This is a genomic window from Gracilibacillus suaedae (genome assembly GCF_017599345.1).
GTDB lineage: Bacteria > Bacillota > Bacilli > Bacillales > Amphibacillaceae > Gracilibacillus > Gracilibacillus suaedae.
Genome location: NZ_JAGFVL010000035.1, coordinates 180,068 through 199,863 on the forward strand (window position 1 = coordinate 180,068; position 19,796 = coordinate 199,863).

The window sequence follows — 19,796 nt, forward strand, 5'->3', positions numbered from 1 at the left end:
TTCTCCCCCTTTTATTTTAGCCAATATCTTGTATTAGCTGTTTCACAAATTTTAAAAAGGATTCTCGAACTTTTTCTGTCGTTTCAATAACCTCATCATGTGTTAATGGTTGATCTAAAATTCCTGCCGCCATATTGGAGATACAAGAAATACCGACACATTTGATGCCCGCGTGACGAGCAACGGTTACTTCAGGTACAGTCGACATTCCAACGGCATCTCCCCCGATGGTATCTAACATGCGGATTTCTGCCGGAGTCTCATAACTTGGTCCAGTATTCCAAACATAGACACCTTCTTTTAAGGTAATGTCTAGTTGTACAGCCGCTTGTTTTGCTACTACTTGTAATTCACGATCATATGCAGTTGACATATCAGGGAATCGAACTCCATGCTCATGAACGTTTTCTCCGATTAATGGGTTTTGTCCAGTATTGTTGATATGATCCGTAATCAACATGAGATCTCCCGGTTCTAAAGAACGGTTCACACCACCCGCTGCATTCGTTACTAATAACTTTTCAACACCTAATTCTTTCATAACACGAACCGGAAATGTTACCGCATCAAGTCCGTATCCTTCATAGTAATGAAAACGTCCTTGCATGGCGATGACATCGACACCTTGCAAGTTTCCAATCACTAATTGTCCTGCATGTCCTTCAACAGTTGATACTGGAAATCCTGGAATTTCTTCATATTTAATTTTTGTTGAATTTTCTATTTCATCTGCTAGCATGCCTAAACCCGATCCCAGAATTAAACCGATTTTAGGTTGTGTTTTTATTTTGTCTTGTAAATATGCAGTTGCTTCAACTAGCTGGTTCACTTCAAACCGCCTCCTATTACTCAATCTCTTTCAGAAAACTTTTCCCGTTTACTGGCAATGTTACACCAAAATTGTCTGCAATGGTAGCACCAATATCAGCAAATGTTTCTCTTATTTCTAATTGTTTACCATTTGTAATTTGATTATGACGAACTAAAAGCGGGACATACTCTCTCGTATGATCTGTTCCATGATGGATAGGATCATTACCATGATCCGCTGTAATAATGAAAAGATCGTCATCTTGCAATTTTTCAAGCATTTCTGGTAAACGTTGATCAAATGCTTCCAAAGCTTCTCCGTATCCTTGAGGGTCACGACGGTGTCCATATTTTGCATCGAAATCAACTAGGTTGAGGAAATTCAATCCGTGAAAGTGTTTATCCATTGACTGAATGAATTTCTCCATACCATCAGCATTATCCTTTGTACGAATTGCTTCTGTTACCCCTTCACCATCATAGATATCAGATATTTTCCCTAAGGCAAGCACGTCATAGTCAGCGTCTGCTAAGTCATTCATTACAGTTCTGCCAAAAGGCTTTAGGGCATAATCATGACGATTAGATGTACGCTCAAAAGCACCTGGCTCGCCTACAAAAGGACGAGCAATGACGCGTCCTACCATATATGTTTCATTTTTCGTTAAATCACGGGCAATTTCACAGATTCGATATTGTTCCTCAATCGGAATAATATCTTCATGCGCTGCAATTTGTAATACAGAATCAGCTGATGTATACACAATCAGAGCTCCTGTTTTCATATGTTCCTCACCTAGCTCTTCGATAATGGCAGTACCGGAAGCTGGTTTATTGCCAATAATTTTTCGTCCTGTTTTCTCTTCTAATTGTTGTACTAAATCATCAGGAAATCCATCAGGAAATGTTTGAAACGGCTGGTCAATATGCAAGCCCATAATTTCCCAATGTCCTGTCATCGTATCTTTCCCGTTTGATGCTTCTTGCATTTTCGTGTAATGTGCTTTTGGCTGCTCTGCTTTTTCGATTCCTTTAATTTCTCTAATATTACTTAAACCTAATTTACCGATATTAGGCATATGTAAGCCATTCATATGCTCGGCAATATGGCCTAATGTATCTGCACCTTTGTCATTGAACTGTGCTGCATCAGGGGCTTCACCAATCCCCACAGAATCTAATACAATTAAAAATACACGTTTAAATGATTTCAATAGTATTCTTCCTTTCTTTAAAAAAATGACTTCATCCATTCGGCGATCTGTCCACCAAAATAAACACCAAATATACCTACTACACCCGCTAGTACAGGGGGAGCCGGCAGAGGTAATTTCATGAATTTAAATAAGATGCCGATAATGATTCCAGCAAGTAAGCTCAGGACAATCTCTTTCATGCTGTTCACTCCTATTTTATCTACTTTGATGTAGGATGTCCAACCTCTCTAGCTGAAACCTTTTACTTTATGTAAAAGGTTTCAGTATTATTAGTGAATAATATCGTATATTAATGGATGGTTTGGTGTGTTTTCAGCTTTGATCGTATAAGCTTCGATGATTTTTTCTTCTACTTCTTTGATGTTTTCCTGATTACTATATACTTTAACCAGTGTCTCCCCTTCTGATACTTGATCACCAATTTTTTTCTGTAACACTATCCCAACAGCCAAATCAATTTCTGAATCTTTGGTTAAACGCCCAGCACCTAGCATACTTGCTGCAATACCGATTTCATCAGCTACTATTTCATTTATAAAACCGGCATGTGTAGCTTTCACATCTATAACATATTTTGCTTGTGGTAATTTACTTGGATCATCTACAACTGATGCATCACCATCTTGTGATGACACGAATGTTTTAAATTTCTCCAATGCTTTGCCTGAGGCTATAGCATCTTCTAGTTTATGTCTTGCTTCTTCAATAGAATCTGCTTGTCTCGCTAAATATACCATTTGGCTACCTAGTGTTAAACATAATTCATATAAGTCTTTTGGTCCCTTTCCTTGTAACGTATCTATTGCCTCTTTTATCTCGAGTGCATTTCCTACAGCAAAACCTAATGGTTGGTTCATATCTGAAATAACTGCGATTGTTTCACGACCTGCTCCATTTCCAATATCAACCATCGCTTTTGCTAAATCTTTTGCATCATCCAAGTTCTTCATAAATGCGCCTGATCCAGTTTTGACATCCAACACAATTGCATCTGTGCCAGAAGCAATTTTCTTACTCATAATTGAGCTAGCAATTAATGGGATCGAATTCACGGTAGCCGTGACGTCACGTAAACCATAAAGCTTCTTATCTGCTGGAGTTAGATTTCCACTTTGTCCAACAACAGCTACTTTTTGCTGATTAACGAGTTGATTAAATTTTTGAGCCGTTAATTCTACTTGAAACCCTTCGATTGACTCTAATTTGTCAATGGTCCCACCAGTATGACCGAGTCCTCTTCCTGACATTTTTGCTACAGGAACTCCTACAGAAGCAACTAAAGGAGCCAATATAAGTGTAGTAGTATCACCTACCCCTCCAGTTGAGTGTTTATCTACTTTAATACCTTGTATATCTGACAAATCAACTTGATCGCCGGATTCTACCATCGCCATAGTAAGATTTACTCGCTCTTCTGTTGTCATATCCTGAAAATAAAGAGCCATTGCCATTGCAGACATTTGGTAATCAGGTATCTGTTCTTTTGTATAACCATCAATCATAAAATCGATTTCATCTTTCGATAACCTTTGACCATCACGTTTTTTAGCAATTAAATCGACCATTCTCATTGTACTGACTCACCTTTCTGAAATAAAATTAGACTTTCATCAGTCGGGGTTATGAATACCTTATTATACCCGAAAAACTTGTTAACATAACCCTACTTTTGCCTCATCGAATTGTTACAGGAACTTGTATATGTACGTATTTCCCGAAATTGATAGGACGTCCAACGACCTATTGTCTGTTAAAAGAACCCTTATATATTGGATTCGGTTTCATTATATAGGTAAGACGTCCAACAAGTCAATATTTTTTTGTTCAACCATAAAAACCATCCTTATCAGATGGCTTTTCTTAAAATATTCGTTTTCGAATGACACTAAAACTTACCTGATCAGCCCGAAAAAAGTTTAGTGAATATAAGATCGGTTGATCATCAGTGTCATAATGCGTTTGTTTTAAAATTAATAGTGGCTGATCTGGATCAGATTCTAATACCTCGGATATCTCCTGATGATAGCCTATCGTTTTAATATCCGCCTTTGCATAACTGATCGTAATTCCCTTTTTCTCTTGGAAAGAATATAACATCGATTCTTCGCCGAAATAATAGTCCTCTCCAATTAAAGAAACCGGCACCTTGTCAATACAATAGACCAATGGTTCACCATCTGCTGTCCTCACACGTTTAACAAGGTAAACTCGATCATTATCTATTAAGTCTAATTCTTGTTTATCTTCACTAACAGCATCAACAATCCCCTGAAAAAGCAAATTGGTTCCAGGTTCTTTACCCTCTCTTTTGATAAAATCAGTAATACTGAATAATTCCTCAATCCCGCCAGAAAAAGAAGGTTTTTTATTAACAAATGTTCCTATTCCATGTTTACGAATAATAATATTTTCTTCTTCTAATATACGTAGTGCTTCTCTTAATGTATTTCGTGATACATTTAACTGTTTGGCAAATTCCATCTCGGATGGCAATCGCTCACCCGGTTCTAGTTCTCCATCATTTATTTTGTTTTTGATTTGTTCTATTACGTGCACATAACGTGGCGTTTGGTAATCAAAGGCCATGCTGACTTCCCCCTTCATAAACCGAACAAATTTTCTCATAAGAACATCTTATCATAAATAAACCAAAAAATACTGCTTCTTTTTTAAAATAAGTGATTGTAACCAAGAAGTCAAACGGCTTTTGCGCTTGACACTGTAAGGGTTTTGTGATAATTATTATGTGTTAGCACTCACCAAACAAGAGTGCTAAAAATACATAAAACAAGTAATATAAGGAGGAGAATTACAATGGAACAAAAGCAATTCCAGGCTGAATCAAAGCGATTGCTTGAAATGATGGTACATTCCATCTATTCACAAAAGGAGATCTTTTTACGTGAACTTATTTCAAACGCTAGTGATGCAATTGATAAAATCTACTATAAAGCTTTAACAGATGATAGTATCTCTTTCAATAAAGATGATTACTTTATTCGAATTGAACCGAATAAAGATAATCGTACATTAACTGTTAAAGATACTGGTATCGGGATGACAAAGGAAGAATTGGAAGATAATTTAGGTACGATTGCCAAAAGTGGTTCTCTTGCTTTCAAAAATGAAGTCGAAATGAAAGATGGCCAAGAAATTATTGGTCAATTCGGGGTAGGGTTCTACTCTTCTTTCATGGTTGCGGACAAAGTAACCGTTTATACTCGTGCACTTCATAGTGATGAAGGCTATAAATGGGAATCTGATGGTGAAGAAGGTTATACAATCGAACCTTATGATAAACAGGGTGTTGGAACGGAAATAATTATCCAACTAAAAGAAAATGCAGAAGAAGAAAACTATGATGAATTCCTTGAAGAATACAAATTAAAATCAATTATCAAAAAATACTCTGATTTTATTCGCTATCCTATTAAAATGGAAGTGATCGAACAGAAACCGAAAGAGGATAATGAAGACGAACTAGAAGATATAATCGAAGATCAAACGATCAACAGCATGGTACCAATCTGGCGTAAAAACAAACAAGAGTTAAGTGATGAAGATTACGAAAGCTTCTATCAAGAGAAACATTTCGGATTTGATAAGCCATTAAGCCACCAGCATATCAGTGTAGATGGTATGGTGAGATTTCAATCTATTCTTTACATTCCTGAGCAATTACCGTTTAACTATTACTCTCAGGATTTCGAGAAAGGGTTGGAACTATATTCTAACGGAGTCTTAATTATGGAAAAATGTGCTGATCTTTTACCAGATCACTTTAGTTTCGTACGGGGAATTGTTGATTCAGAAGATCTCTCCTTAAATATTTCTCGAGAGATATTACAACAAGACCGTCAAGTCAAATTAATCGCCAAAAATATTGAGAAGAAAATCAAGAACCATTTACAAAGCATGCTGAAAAATGATCGCGAAAAATATGAGAAATTTTATGATGCATTTGGTCGTCAAATTAAATATGGTGTCTATGCCGACTTCGGTGCCAATAAAGATAAATTAAAAGACTTATTATTGTTCTACTCGTCCAGTGAGCAAAAACTTGTGACTCTAAAAGAATATGTGGAACGTATGCCAGATGACCAAGAACATATTTATTATGCAACAGGTGCTTCACATGACCGCATTGAAAAATTACCACAAACAGAAATGGTTAAAGATAAAGGCTATGAAATTCTTTACTTCACAGATGAAGTCGATGAATTTGCTATTAAGATGTTAATGAACTATGATGACAAAGAATTCAAAAATGTATCAAGCGGTGACTTAGATTTAGAAGATGAAGAAACGAAAAAAGAAGCGGAAAAACAAAAAGAAGAACATAAACGTTTATTAGAGGAAATGAAAGAAATTCTTGGTAATAAAGTGAAAGATGTTAAGCTTTCCACTCGTCTAAAAACACATCCTGTCTGCTTATCAGCTGAAGGCGATGTTTCGATCGAGATGGAAAAAGTCTTAAAACAAATGCCTGATAACCAGAACATTGAAGCAACTAAAGTGTTGGAAATTAATAATAAACATGAGATTTTCCAAGCATTAGTTCGGGCACATGAGTCAGATAAAGAAAAAGTCAAACTGTATACTAATATCCTATACAACCAAGCATTACTTATCGAAGGCCTCCCTATCGAAGACCCAGTAGCATTAACAAATGATATGTGTAAAGTAATGGTTTAACAAAAGCGTCGCAGTTCTCAAACTGCGACGCTTTTTTCGGGCACTTTCAATCAGATTTTGAGCACTTCCCATTTATCAGGCACTAGGGAAAACTGTGCAAAACGCTCCGTCCTTATGACTAAAAGCAAAAGATTTACCATTTCTCTAGCATCCATTATGAAATACTTGAACAGCTTAACCGCCACTTCGGCTACCCACTTCCCACAGAAGTGAAAGTGGGCGGCCTTCGCTATTATCATGCTCTACAACGCTAGTACACTAAATTTATACTTTCTTGTTAAAAAAATACCTCCTTTTAATTTAATGATCAGAAGGGAACTTATTCCTTTTGATTTTTGTCGTGGAAAGTTTATAAACGACTAAAATGTGTAATATTAACTGTAAAGTACATTCTAAATATGTCGGATAAAAAGCTAAGGAGGGAAAAAAGATGAAACAAAATGTCGCTCAAAAATTAATTAGTGAGCATCTGATCTCCGGGGAAATGCAACCAGGAAAAGAAATTGGTCTAAAAATTGACCAAACGTTAACACAAGATGCTACAGGAACAATGGTAATGCTTGAACTGGAAGCAATGGGGATCGATCGTGTCAAAACAGAAGCCTCTGCACAATACGTGGACCATAATTTAATTCAGGAGGATTTCCGTAATGCAGACGACCATCTATTCTTACGAAGTGCAGCACGTAAATTCGGTATTTACTATAGCAGACCGGGTAATGGAGTCAGTCATCCTGTCCATATGCAACAACTTGCCAAGCCAGGAAAAACATTACTAGGGTCTGATAGTCATACTTGTGCGAATGGTTGTATGGGTATGCTTGCCATTGGCGCAGGTGGTATTGATGTTGCCATGGCAATGGCTGGAGAACCCTATTACGTGAAAATGCCAAAGGTAATGGGTGTAAAATTAACCGGTAAACTACCACATTGGGTTAGTGCGAAAGATGTTATTTTAGAAATGTTACGTCGTCACGGTGTTAAAGGTGGCGTTGGCAAAATCATTGAGTATTATGGTCCTGGTGTAAAAACTTTATCGGCTATGGATCGACATGTTATTGCCAATATGGGAGCAGAGCTTGGAGCAACAGCTACCGTCTTTCCGTCAGATAATGAAATCAAAAACTTTTTAAGACAACAGGGCCGGGAAAATGATTGGATGGAACTTACAGCTGATCGTGGTGCTCATTATGATGAAGAAGACAGTATTGATTTGTCTGAATTGGAACCATTAATAGCGAAACCATCAAGTCCCGGTAATGTCGTACCAGTCGTAGAAGTAGCAGGTGAAACGATCTACCAATCCTATATCGGTTCATCCGCCAATCCAGGCTATCGTGATTTTGCCATTGCTAGTGAAATTGTAAAAGGTAAACAAATAGCAGCTGGTATTTCCTTTGATATTAACCCTACATCACGTCAATTATTAGAGCAGTTAGTGGAAAACGGGCATATTGCTAACCTTCTTTCTGCCGGTGCGCGAATGCACCAAGCAGGGTGTAATGGTTGTATTGGAATGGGACAAGCGCCCGCTACCGGAAGAAATAGTTTACGAACTACACCTAGGAACTTCCCAGGCAGATCTGGTACTAGAGAGGACAGTGTGTTCCTATGTAGTCCTGAAACAGCAGCTGCTTCAGCTCTGAAAGGTAAAATCACCGATCCAAGAACATTGGATATGAGATACCCGAAAGTTCAAGAACCGAATAAATTCACCACCGAGGGAATGCTGGAAGCCCCTCCTGAGAACAACGCAGATGTGGAGTTAGAGAAAGGACCAAATATTACAACGATCCCAGATTTTGAACCGATAAAAAACAATTTCGATTTACCCATATTGCTAAAAATGAGTGACAATATTTCCACTGACGAAATCTTAGCTGGTGGATCCAGAGTATTACCGTATCGTAGTAATATTCAAAAAATAAGTACATTCGCCTTTGAAATCGTTGATGATGACTATTATGATAATGCAATGAAAAAACGGGATATTGGTGGGCATGCACTTGTCGCGGGGGTCAATTATGGTCAAGGTTCAAGCCGTGAACATGCGGCATTGGCACCAAGGTATTTAGGGTTAAAAGTCGTACTTGTAAAAGATTTTGCTCGTATTCACTTACAAAACCTAATTAACTTCGGTATTCTTCCATTAACTTTTGTAAATGAAATGGACTATGAATATCTGGCACAGAACGACATTTTGGAATTCCGAGATATACATGAAACTATCCAGGTTACTGACACATTTGACATTAAAGTGAAAGGAAAAGGTCATACAATTCCTGTACGACATGACTTAACAAAACGTCATATCGATATTATTTTACAAGGCGGTATTATCAACTGGATTAAGCAAAAACAAAAATAATACAGAAAGGAAGTATAACAATGGGTTCGCAACATATGAAATGTAAAGCTTGTGAAGGTACAGGGTTATTGATGGATGATGAAGAGTGGCGTTATACTTGCTCGATATGCCACGGGGATGGCTTTATATCACGTTATGAATCAAAGGAAAATATGGAATTAATAGATGTAGATCTCAATAACAGGACGCTTGAATGAATAACATAGAAAAAAGGCCACTTTGTTAGGTGGCCTTTTTTCCATTAGTAATTTAAAAATTTTATGCAGACAGCTTCTGGAGCTTGTATGTCTTTTTGTAACATGGTGAGTGTTCCTTTTTCAGGATCTCGTTCGAATAAAACCAGTGTGCCTGATTCTTGATTAGCTGCTACGATAAATTGTTCAGTAGGATCTAATACAAAATCACGAGGCCAATCCCCTTCTGTGTGCGTCCATTCCATAAACTCTACCGTATAATCCTCTTTTATGCGATAGGTCGCAATCGAGTTGTGTCCCCTATTTCCAGCATAAACAAACTTTCCATCTGAAGAAAGATGAATTGCGCTTCCTTGACTATTTTCGGTAAAGTCCTCTGGAAGGGTAGTAATATATTGGACTTCTTCAAACGTTCCTTCTTTTTCATGATATTTAAGTACGATCACTTCATTACTAAGTTCTGTCATCACATAAGCATAGGAAGCATTAGGATGAAATGCAATATGACGTGGACCACTTCCAGGTTTTACAGTTAATACACTTACTTCCTGTAAAACGTCTTTAATTGGACGATAGGTTGTGATGGTATCACTGCCTAAGTCCACCACAACTACATATTGTTCGTCTGGTGTATAACCTGCAAAATGAAGGTGAGGTTTTTCCTGGCGCTCATGCGGACCGTTCCCTTCATGTTCAACAGCTTTTGGTGGTTTTAATGATCCATCTTCATTAGTTGAAAATGCCTCTACTTGCTTCGTATGATAGTTAGCTGATACAACTAGCTGATTCTCACTGTCTACACTGACATGACAAGGAGCTGAGCCATCTGTTACTTGACTGTTTATTTTGTCTAATGTTCCTGTTTCATCCGTAACTGTAAAAGCAGTAACGCCACCTTGGTCTCCTTCTTTTGAAACTGCATATACATATTGATTATTGCTGCTTACAGTTAAGTAGGTGGGATTATCAAGATTAGCCACAACTTCTACATTCGTGATTTGTTTCTCTTCTGTATCCAAGGTAAAACGATAAACACCTTGGCTTTCCTTTTTCGTATACGAACCTATATAACCTATGTATTGTTTCCCCATATCCAAAACCCTTTCTTTTCAGCATAATTTTCACTCTTTTTATTATACCAAACATCAAAGATGAAAGAAAACTTGGCAATTGCCAAGTTTTCCAAAGCGTTAAATCGTTCTGTTTCTGCGCATTTGATAATATGCATATGCACCTATACCAATAGAAGCAAGCATTGGTAACATTCTGTTTCTTCTTCTCATGTGTATCCCTCCATTCAATTGGGTACACTTATATTCTTTGCTGTTTAGTTAATTCTAATCGAGATTATGGTAGATTTTACTGGAATTTGCTTCCAACGAAAAGAAAGAACAAAATAAACAGACCAATTGTAAATGGTAATGCACCGATTAAACTGAGGCTCATACCATTATAGCCACCTACTACTTCATTTCCAATTAAATAAATGATTACGCCTATCGCACAACTTACAAATCCCCACCAATAGGCAAGTTTTTTCCATAAGCTGTACATTGCGCCAATGACAAATAAGCATAAAAATATCCAAGGTAAGACAACATATATAATATAACTCATGTAATTCATCCTTTGATTAACAATACTACCACTATTATAAACCTATTTAGCTAAAGAAAAAACCAGAAACATTTAAGCTCCTGGTTCTAACATGTAATCATCATTGACTTGATAATGCTTTTTCAGTAATTGTCTTGTTCTAAATATCCGAGTTTTAACCGCTGAATGGGTAATATTTAACGTTCTTGCTATCTGCTCATCATCTAATTCTAATTTGAATTTTAACTGAAAAACACGCTTCAACTTCTTGCTTTTAGCAATACATTGCTCCAATTCTTCCACTGTGGATTGCCAATTGATCCGGTCATCAACTTCATTTGTAGAACAGATAGTCAATTCTTCTATCAAGTATGGATTGTCGAATAAGCATGTGTGACGCCGCTTTTCCTTCCTTAACATATCGATAGCGGTTCTTGTGGTGACTGTTCGTAACCATGCTCCCCATTTATCAATAGCTTCCATTGCCTCCTGTTGTTTCATTATCTTCAGCCAGGATTCTTGCACAACGTCTTCTGCAATTTGCGGATCTTTTACTATTTTTAATGCAGTATAGTGCATCATTGTCTGATAATTATCTACTAATGATTGATAAAAATCGTTTCCGAACATGGATTACACCTCCCCTATTCAAAATATTCCTTTACATAACTTGGAAGCTGGTCTTCCTGAACTTTATAACTATCTATAAAATCATTTTCATATGGTCCGTAGAAAGCGAGCTCCCACGTACCGCTAGCCTCTTTATCTAGACTAATTAATTCCTCTATTTGCTCACTATCTTCGACAAGCATCCATTCGTTAAGATCGATATCTTCCCTGTGAGGTAGTTCATAAAACATTTCCTCATTTTGTGTTGAATTAGTGATGGCAATCATGGAAACATCAGTCGAATGAAGGGTCAGACCTCGATCTAATTCTTCTTGGTCCAAAACTTCCAATACCTTTGAGTAACTATCTAATATTGGTAATTGACGGAAGTGTTCCTGTTCTGATTTCAGTTCAAAGTCCAGTGACTTTCTTTCTCCATAGCTGCCTTGCATCATTTCTTCATAAGAAGTATCCAGATAATCTTGTTTTAAAGCATTACTAATTTTGTTAATGGTTTGCTGATCTGTTACTCGCTGCCTATAATCATAGCCAGAAACTGCAACAGAGCTAATACGAATGTTGTTGTCATACAACCAATTTAAACTGGATTGTTTGTATGCTTTCGACTCTAAAATCGGCCTTACATATTGCTCGACTTCATCAATAGATGGAATAAAATATTCCCTTGCCAGCCTACTGCCATTTTCCAAATGATAAATAATATCTATATCGGTTGACTTCTCCGTGTAAGTAACACCTTGGGGCTGTCCGATATGATCATTTGCTATAATATAGTCATGTAGATTAATGATCTTCTCTATTAATTCTGGATTGGTAATATTCGATTGTTCTAATTCTTGGTCTTCGCTACCACTGTACCAATTATTGAATGTACTTTGATCAACAAAATAAATTCCTTCCACTTCTCCTTCATCAGGAACATTTGTCTCAAACCCATACCAATCAAACATAATAGATAATATCACCACGATAGATATTCCTATATAAATCATAAAGCCTTTCCATTGGTCAAATACACGCCAAGTTTTTTGGATTAGCATTTTTGCTAGCAAATAGCCAAACAAAGCACCACAGATATAACCAAACATTATCCAACCTTCCGACTGTCCTTGTGCTGCACCAAAATAACCACCACCGAGTAACATAAAACAAAACGTTACACCGAATTTAAAAATTGGCTTAAGTAAAGGAAAGGCAATCGTTTGGTTGGCAGATTCTATTGGACGAATACGATATAAAATCAAGGATATACCAATAAAGGCGATGGAAAGTAACCAATATATCCCATATAACCAATTAGCCATTTCCAAGTTGCTTTTATTAGACAATTCCATAAACCACCATATTGGTGTTAAATTGCTGGAATAGGAAAAGAAACTTGAATGATGAACACTAAAACCTTCTAATAGCATATTTAAATTTTCGTTAATTAAGACGGAGATTCCAGCAGGGAAAATAATGAATATAAGGCTTAAACCACCTTGAACTACCGACATACCTGTTAATGTACCAACACAGTAAGCAATTGTATATACGAAAGTCGTAAATGTTAGTGTTTCGTAAAACCAATTTAGGATGTCCTTGTTTTGATAAATAAACTCAACATCCATCACTCCCGACATAACAAAGAGAATACAAACTGTGATACATACTGGAATCAGAATCATCATGTAACCTATTAAAAATTGGTGAGTAAAAAGCTGAGAACGTCTTAGCGGTAAACTATGCATAAAATCTGCTGAACCTTTCACATGCATGTAGCGACATGTAAAAACAGCTGCTAAAACCGGAATAATAAGAAACAGCATGCCTTGTATGTCACCATTGATACCAAAGAAGCTGTCTACATGCTCTCGATAATAGTTGATGTCATCCGGATCATTTTTTGTCTTGACCATTATAATTTGTAGAGGTAATAAGAATAGAAGGGCTAGAAAATAACCAATACCTACCCAACCGAAAGAACGGAAAGCTTGCTTCCATAATTCTCTTTTAAAGTAAGATGTTTTCGATGGCATATCCTACACCCTCCATTTCGTAAATAAAAATTTCCTCCAACGTTAATGGTAAAATATCAAACACAACTGGATTATACTGTTCGATTATTTCTTCTACTAGCTGATCATCACCACGGATAATACAGATATAAACACTTCCACGTTTTTCTTGATGAAGGACGTCTAACTCATCAAAAAGTGTCGGATTCATTTCTTCCTTGAAAGCAATTTGTACTTTATGAATATCGGATTTAAGTTCATCTAAGTCTTTTTCTAATAGCAATTTTCCACGATGAATAATGCCGATAGCATCACAAATATCTTCTACTTCGCTTAAATTATGAGAAGAAACCATTACGGTCATTTCCCGTTCGGCAACATCTTGAATAATCCAGGACTTAATTTTTCGACGTATAACTGGATCTAAGCCATCAAAAGGCTCATCAAGAATTAAGTAATCGGGCATTACACATAATGCGAGCCAAAATGCTACCTGCCGTTGCATCCCTTTTGAAAAACGTTGAATTTTGCGATTAGGATCTAAATCAAGTGCCTGTTGCATTTGATCAAACCGTTTTGGGTTCCAATTAGGATAGACACCCATATAAAAGTTAGCCATTTGTGTTACGGTATAATGGGAAAAAAAGAACAAAGTATCGGGAATGAACACCATTCGCTCTTTTAGTCCTACATTTTCATATACCGGCTTCCTTTCCAGTTCTACAGCACCTTCATTTTGCTTGATAATACCTGCAATTGTCTTTAATAAGGTCGTTTTACCAGCACCGTTGGACCCGAGCAAACCATAGATAGACCCTCTTTGGATTTTTAGACTTACATCATTCAATACATAGTCCTTTTCGAATTTTTTAATGACGTTCTGGACTTGAATCATCTTGATCCCCCCTTGTTACCGATTGCTCCACTTCTGTAATCAATTTCTCTAACTCTTCTATTGTTACTCCTAAAAAAAGCGCCTCTGCTATTTGTTTTTTTAATTGCTCTTTTACTTTTTTTATTTCAGCTGAATTATCTGTCATCATGATATGATTCACGAAGCTTCCCTTCCCTTTCACCGAATATATATAGCCTTGTGCCTCTAATTCACGATATGCCTTTTGAATGGTATTAGGGTTGATCGACAGTTGCTGAGCGAGCACACGAACAGAGGGTAACTTCTCATCTTTATCTAAGACATTATTAATGATTAACTGCTTCAAGCGATCTACTAACTGCTCATAAATCGGCTTTCGACTACGCAAATCCAACTCAAACATAACACCCTCCCTTTCCACTGTGTGAACTGTATTAATTGTATTAACTGTATTAATATATTTAGTACAGTTATATTATATACCTTACTTTAGAAAATGCAAGAAGAAATTTTTGTCCTTGAGAGCACTTAACGAAGAACCACCTTTTTCGGTCACAGAATAAGAAAAACTGAGAAAAAACGCTCCGTCCTTATGACTAAAAGCTAAAGATTTACCATTTCTCTAGCATCCATTATGAAATACTTAAACAGCTTAACCACCGCTCCGACTGACCACTTCCCTTTCCGTGGGGTTTGTCCTTCAGCTAACTTTTTCGAGCCAAACTATTCCCACAGGAGTGAAAGTGGACGGCCTACGCTAAGATCTGCTCTACAACGCTAGCATGAAGTAATACGGTTGCTTTTATCATTACAAATAGCAATTTTCACTTTGTCCATTGTAAAAAGTCAACCTATTACTTCTGACAAGAATGGTTGCACTTCCTCATAGCGGAGACTCCTGCGGGAATAGCACGAGTTGAAAATCCACTTTGCAAAGTTAGTTGAGGCTGTGCCCGCCGTATAGGATACACTGCGAAAAGCTTGCTTTTAGCAGATGTTGACTTATGCCCTTTGGGTGAAAGCGAAGTAATTAGTGGGAGCTTTGCAAATAGACATCAAACATGTCAAAATAACTACTTCGTTTAACACGGTCATTGCGCTGATTTAATACTTTTTTCCATACAAAAAAGCTATGCACCTTGTAAAAAAGATACATAGCTTCACGGTTAAATATTTTTATGATGATACCACTCTTTTGCAGCTTCAGCTTCTGTTTGGGTTAGCTGATGTCCATTGTTCTCCCAATGAACCTCTACATCTGCTCCATTTTCTTTCAAAATTTCCTCTAGCTCAAGTGATTCTTGTTCTGTACATAATGGATCATTTCGACCTGCCGTTATTAATACTTTTACACTTGCCAAATCAGGTAGTTCAATACCTCGTCTAGGCACCATTGGATGATGCAGAACTGCAGCACTCAATGCATCTTGGTAGTGGAATAATAAACTGCCAGCAATATTAGCCCCATTAGAATAGCCAACTGCAATTACGTAATTACGATCGAACCCATATTCTTCAGATGCCTCATCCAAAAATTCATGCAACTCTTTTGTTCGCAACACTAGATCTTCTTCATCAAATACTCCTTCAGCTAATCGTTTAAAAAAGCGTGGCATACCATTTTCAGAGACACTTCCACGCACACTTAAAATATTTGCATCAGCATCAATAATATTCGCTAATGGCAACAAATCATTCTCCGTCCCACCAGTACCATGAAGCAGTAAAAGTGTCGGCCCTTGTAAACTTTTACCTTTTTTAAAAATATGTTTCATGTTAACATCCTTTCCGAATATCTCAACTTCAAAATACGTTCAGATAATCAAGCTATCTTTAGTTTAAAAAATTACACAATCTTCTGTCAATTAGCTTGCCTTGACACCTTTTTAGATACTACAATGTAGTGAGACTTCCTTTAATGGGCCGGTAACGTAGTGACTAAGTATAGGAGTGGTAACCACATGGAATATTTACCTTTTTTTATAAACCTGCAAAATAAGCAAATTGTGATTATCGGTGGTGGAAATGTAGCAGAAAGACGATTAAGAAGACTGCTTCCATTTAAAGAAAATATTACACTTGTTAGTCCAACATTGACCAAATCTCTATATCAACTTATCGATTTACACAACATTCATCTGCTCCAGACAAAATGTGAACTAGATCATTTTAAACAAGCAGATCTTATTGTAATTGCAACTAACGATGACGTGATAAATCAATATGTCATACAAAACGCTCCCTCTTCTGCTTGGATAAACGCTACCCATCAAGCTGAAGCAGGCAATATTCACTTTCCCATTACCATTCAAAAAGGAAAATTACAAATTGCCATTTCGACTAGTGGAGCTAGTCCGATCTTAGCCAAAAGATTAAAAAAATCAATCGAAGCAGAAATACCAGATCATTACGAGCAATATATTGACTTTTTATTTGAAGCAAGACAGCTTCTGAAGCAATTAAACATCTCTTCTTCCGTTCACCAAAAACTATTGCATGAAATTGTAGAAAAACCGATCTATTCACGAAAAGAACAACAAACTTGGATCGAAAAAGTAAAAAAAACAAATGTGAAAGGAGATTAAGCTTCACATTTGTTTTTTTGTAATTCTTTTAACTTCTGCATGGCTCTGCCTGATTTTATTTGCTCTTCGGCTATCTCAATACCCTCTTCAATGGAACCAGTAACGTTAAACAAATAATAACGCAAGCCTGCATTTAATAATATTTGCTGATAGTAATATCTGTGTTCTTGTTTTTTATCATTGGAAAAAATAGCATGAATAATACCTGCTTGTTCCTTAGCAGACAGTTTGACTGTTTTATCAAATTCTTTATATTCTAATCCGTAATCTTTCGGTTTGACGATAAAAGAATTCAGCCCATCTGGTGTCCAATCAAACACAAAACTATTACGATGAACAGGTACGTCTTCAGATCCTTCCAAGCCTTGGACAATATATACATGTTGATAATCCAAATGTTTAAAGACGCCTTCTAACTTGTTAATTGCCGTCCGATGAAAGGCACCTAACATTACATTTTGCGCTTGAGAAATATTGATAAGCTTTTCTACTGTATTAAATAATGTGCGAACTCCAATCTCTTTACGAATGGATCGTAATTTAGCGAGCGACGGACTGTATTGTTCTGTATCCGCGAAAGCTATATTGATTTTCTTCATCTTCTTTTCCGTTTCATCACGATCACTATCTACTGCAACGCCTAATTCTGAAAAGATGGTTTTTAAGGATGTCCCATACTTTGGTGGCAATGTATCACTAGCTGATAGAAATACCGGCACACCATAATCTGCCAACAATAATGATACAGGTATGGTTGCTGCAAAAGAATTCCGACCATTATAAGGTCCAGCAAAATCGATTGCTTTTTCTCTGATATCAGCAGGTAAATGTAACCTTTTTGTATGTTGTTGTAATGTATGAATAAATGCCAATAACTCTTCATGTGTTTCGGTTTTTATTCGTTCTGCAACTAAATATGCTGCAATTTGGGCAGTGGTTGCTTCACCAGATACAATACTTTCTGCAACTTGCAATGTTTGTTGATAATCTAGATCCTTTGATCCTTTTTTTCCTCTAGCTACTTCTTTCAGCCATTGTTGCATACCCGTCCGCTCCTTCTCTTGCTTCAGCCACTCTTTCGGCCAATACTTCGACAACATTGGGATGGTGTCCCAAATAATCAGCCAGCAATATCTTTTGCCCTTCCTTTACATCTAATGAATCGATATACTTCTTTATTCCCTTATCTAATAAACCAGTAAAAAGAAGATATGGCAGTACAAGAACTGATTTACCTTGCTCCACCTTTTCTAATAAGAATGGCTCAAACTTTGGTTGACTTGCAGCTAAAAAGCATTTATCTATTTGATTTTGAGGAAAATGTGTCCTTAGCATACTGACAATTCGTTCGGTATCCTTTACTGCCGATACATCACTGCTTCCTCGACCGACAAGTAATACATCCATTTCTTTTAGGTTATCGGTACAAGCTTTCATTCGATCTACTAAAATATCTACCATTTTCGGTTCTACTTCGATAGCTCGACCATAAACAAATTTCACTTCCGGATAGTTACGCTTCTCGTTCTCAATCATGTCTGGAATGTCTTTTTTGGCATGGCCAGCTGTCAATAAAAGAATCGGGATAATAACAACCTTCGTCGCTCCTTGATTGACTACCTTATGAACTGTTTCGGCTAAATCAGGTTCTTGTAATTCTAAAAAACAAGTCTCTTGGATCGCGACCGAAATATTCTTTTTGACTTTATCGATTAATGCGAAAGATTCTTGTTTTGCTTCTTGTAGCCTGCTTCCATGACAAATATAAATGACAGCTTCCATTGTTTCTCACTCCTAAAATGCTTTTAAAGCAGCAATAGTCTCTTGATCTTGAAATCTATCTTTTAAATATTGTAGTTTTTCGCCAACTTTCACTACTTCCCCAATGACAATCATTGCTGGATTTTTCACCTGATGTTGTTCTACAAGATGGACAATATTCTGTAATGTTCCTGTTACGACTTTTTGGTTGGTTGTCGTTCCTTCCTGAATGATTGCAATTGGCGTTTGGCTTGATTTTCCACACTTGATTAATTGTTCTGTAATAAAAGGTAAATTACTCATACCCATATAAATAGCTAACGTATCGACTGATTTAGCTAAATACTCCCATTGAATATCTGAAGGTTCCCCGTTCTTACAGTGACCTGTTACTACTGCAAAAGATCGACCTAACTCACGGTGTGTAATCGGGATATCTGCATATGCTGGTGCTGCAATGCCTGAAGTAATGCCTGGCACAACTTCATAGGCTACTCCATTTTTCGCCAATGCTTCTGCTTCTTCTGCACCACGACCAAATACAAAGGGATCTCCTCCCTTTAAGCGTACTACAAATTTCTTCTTTTTGCCATATTTGACGAGCAAATGATTAATTGTTTCTTGCTTCATTAAATGTAATTTTGGTAATTTCCCACAGTATATAAGGTCCGCTTCTGGTTTTGCTTCATTTAGTAGTTCCTGATTAACTAGACGGTCATATAAAATAACGTCTGCTTGCTGAATGGCTTTTAAAGCTTTAACCGTAACCAAGTCCGGATCACCAGGACCTGCCCCAATCAAATAAACCTTCCCCATATTTATTCCCTCCGTTTTCATGATTACTAAACTTGTAGCTTATAATCTCTTGTAAACAAATTCGTTAGTGGATACATACTGCGAAGTAATGAAAATACTGTTTGTTCGAAACTAGATGTACAGTCACTTATGAAGTAATTTTGACATGTATCGTGATGATAACCGCCACTCCGGCTGCCCACTTCCCTTTCCGTGGGGTTTGCCCTTCAGCTAACTTTTTCGAGCAAAAACCGCTCGAAAAAGTGGATCTTCA

19 protein-coding genes are annotated in these 19,796 nt (G+C 36.9%); 4 read left to right on the forward strand and 15 right to left on the reverse strand.

Annotated elements, in window-relative coordinates; all coding sequences use genetic code 11:
* Positions 1 to 16: 16 nt before the first annotated feature.
* The 5 genes from J5J03_RS10670 to J5J03_RS10690 all read right to left on the reverse strand — a co-directional run bounded on the left by J5J03_RS10670 (position 17) and on the right by J5J03_RS10690 (position 4,613).
* The gene (locus J5J03_RS10670) at positions 17 to 829 is read right to left on the reverse strand and encodes a purine-nucleoside phosphorylase (RefSeq protein ID WP_208589441.1); all 813 of its coding nucleotides are present in this window, start codon (positions 827 to 829) and stop codon (positions 17 to 19) included.
* Positions 830 to 845: 16 nt separating this feature from the next.
* Positions 846 to 2,024: a phosphopentomutase gene (gene deoB / locus J5J03_RS10675; RefSeq protein ID WP_208589443.1), complete on the reverse strand. Its 1,179-nt coding sequence runs from the start codon at positions 2,022 to 2,024 to the stop codon at positions 846 to 848.
* Positions 2,025 to 2,041: 17 nt separating this feature from the next.
* The gene (locus J5J03_RS10680) at positions 2,042 to 2,206 is read right to left on the reverse strand and encodes a XapX domain-containing protein (RefSeq protein WP_208589445.1); all 165 of its coding nucleotides are present in this window, start codon (positions 2,204 to 2,206) and stop codon (positions 2,042 to 2,044) included.
* Between the two features lie 90 nt (positions 2,207 to 2,296).
* The gene (locus J5J03_RS10685) at positions 2,297 to 3,598 is read right to left on the reverse strand and encodes a pyrimidine-nucleoside phosphorylase (protein WP_208589447.1); all 1,302 of its coding nucleotides are present in this window, start codon (positions 3,596 to 3,598) and stop codon (positions 2,297 to 2,299) included.
* A gap of 289 nt (positions 3,599 to 3,887) precedes the next feature.
* Entirely contained in the window at positions 3,888 to 4,613 is a 726-nt protein-coding gene (locus J5J03_RS10690) for a GntR family transcriptional regulator (RefSeq protein ID WP_208589448.1), read from the reverse strand.
* A 228-nt stretch (positions 4,614 to 4,841) separates the two neighbouring features.
* On the opposite strand from J5J03_RS10690, the gene htpG reads away from it, so the two are divergent.
* The 3 genes from htpG to J5J03_RS10705 all read left to right on the forward strand — a co-directional run bounded on the left by htpG (position 4,842) and on the right by J5J03_RS10705 (position 9,287).
* Positions 4,842 to 6,722, forward strand: coding sequence for a molecular chaperone HtpG (htpG, locus tag J5J03_RS10695; RefSeq protein WP_208589450.1), 1,881 nt, complete (start codon positions 4,842 to 4,844; stop codon positions 6,720 to 6,722).
* Between the two features lie 430 nt (positions 6,723 to 7,152).
* The gene (locus tag J5J03_RS10700) at positions 7,153 to 9,090 is read left to right on the forward strand and encodes an aconitate hydratase (RefSeq protein ID WP_208589452.1); all 1,938 of its coding nucleotides are present in this window, start codon (positions 7,153 to 7,155) and stop codon (positions 9,088 to 9,090) included.
* Between the two features lie 20 nt (positions 9,091 to 9,110).
* The gene (locus tag J5J03_RS10705; protein WP_018934035.1) at positions 9,111 to 9,287 is read left to right on the forward strand and encodes a hypothetical protein; all 177 of its coding nucleotides are present in this window, start codon (positions 9,111 to 9,113) and stop codon (positions 9,285 to 9,287) included.
* Positions 9,288 to 9,331: 44 nt separating this feature from the next.
* On the opposite strand, the gene J5J03_RS10710 is transcribed toward J5J03_RS10705, so the two are convergent.
* The 7 genes from J5J03_RS10710 to J5J03_RS10740 form a co-directional block, all read right to left on the reverse strand.
* Positions 9,332 to 10,375, reverse strand: coding sequence for a lactonase family protein (locus tag J5J03_RS10710; RefSeq protein ID WP_208589454.1), 1,044 nt, complete (start codon positions 10,373 to 10,375; stop codon positions 9,332 to 9,334).
* 268 nt (positions 10,376 to 10,643) lie between these two features.
* Positions 10,644 to 10,901, reverse strand: coding sequence for a hypothetical protein (locus J5J03_RS10715; protein ID WP_208589456.1), 258 nt, complete (start codon positions 10,899 to 10,901; stop codon positions 10,644 to 10,646).
* A 72-nt stretch (positions 10,902 to 10,973) separates the two neighbouring features.
* A complete protein-coding gene (locus tag J5J03_RS10720; protein WP_208589458.1) occupies positions 10,974 to 11,510 on the reverse strand; it encodes an RNA polymerase sigma factor in 537 nt (178 codons plus the stop codon).
* Positions 11,511 to 11,524: 14 nt separating this feature from the next.
* The gene (locus tag J5J03_RS10725; RefSeq protein WP_208589459.1) at positions 11,525 to 13,528 is read right to left on the reverse strand and encodes an ABC-2 transporter permease; all 2,004 of its coding nucleotides are present in this window, start codon (positions 13,526 to 13,528) and stop codon (positions 11,525 to 11,527) included.
* A complete protein-coding gene (locus J5J03_RS10730; RefSeq protein WP_208589460.1) occupies positions 13,503 to 14,402 on the reverse strand; it encodes an ABC transporter ATP-binding protein in 900 nt (299 codons plus the stop codon). The genes J5J03_RS10725 and J5J03_RS10730 overlap by 26 nt, the downstream gene beginning before the upstream one ends.
* Positions 14,377 to 14,784: a GntR family transcriptional regulator gene (locus tag J5J03_RS10735; protein WP_208589461.1), complete on the reverse strand. Its 408-nt coding sequence runs from the start codon at positions 14,782 to 14,784 to the stop codon at positions 14,377 to 14,379. Before J5J03_RS10735 ends, J5J03_RS10730 begins: the two co-directional genes overlap by 26 nt.
* A gap of 763 nt (positions 14,785 to 15,547) precedes the next feature.
* The gene (locus J5J03_RS10740) at positions 15,548 to 16,156 is read right to left on the reverse strand and encodes an alpha/beta hydrolase (RefSeq protein ID WP_208589462.1); all 609 of its coding nucleotides are present in this window, start codon (positions 16,154 to 16,156) and stop codon (positions 15,548 to 15,550) included.
* Positions 16,157 to 16,342: 186 nt separating this feature from the next.
* On the opposite strand from J5J03_RS10740, the gene J5J03_RS10745 reads away from it, so the two are divergent.
* Positions 16,343 to 16,966, forward strand: a complete 624-nt coding sequence (locus J5J03_RS10745) for a precorrin-2 dehydrogenase/sirohydrochlorin ferrochelatase family protein (protein WP_208589463.1) — start codon at positions 16,343 to 16,345, stop codon at positions 16,964 to 16,966.
* On the opposite strand, the gene J5J03_RS10750 is transcribed toward J5J03_RS10745, so the two are convergent.
* From J5J03_RS10750 to cobA, 3 genes are read right to left on the reverse strand one after another with little or no spacing between them, the layout of a single operon-like run.
* Positions 16,963 to 18,009, reverse strand: coding sequence for an anthranilate phosphoribosyltransferase (locus J5J03_RS10750; RefSeq protein WP_208589464.1), 1,047 nt, complete (start codon positions 18,007 to 18,009; stop codon positions 16,963 to 16,965). The two genes, J5J03_RS10745 and J5J03_RS10750, sit on opposite strands and share 4 nt — an antisense overlap.
* Entirely contained in the window at positions 17,981 to 18,748 is a 768-nt protein-coding gene (locus tag J5J03_RS10755; RefSeq protein ID WP_208589466.1) for a sirohydrochlorin chelatase, read from the reverse strand. The genes J5J03_RS10750 and J5J03_RS10755 overlap by 29 nt, the downstream gene beginning before the upstream one ends.
* A gap of 12 nt (positions 18,749 to 18,760) precedes the next feature.
* Positions 18,761 to 19,543, reverse strand: coding sequence for a uroporphyrinogen-III C-methyltransferase (gene cobA, locus J5J03_RS10760; protein ID WP_208589467.1), 783 nt, complete (start codon positions 19,541 to 19,543; stop codon positions 18,761 to 18,763).
* Between the last annotated feature and the right edge of the window lie 253 nt (positions 19,544 to 19,796).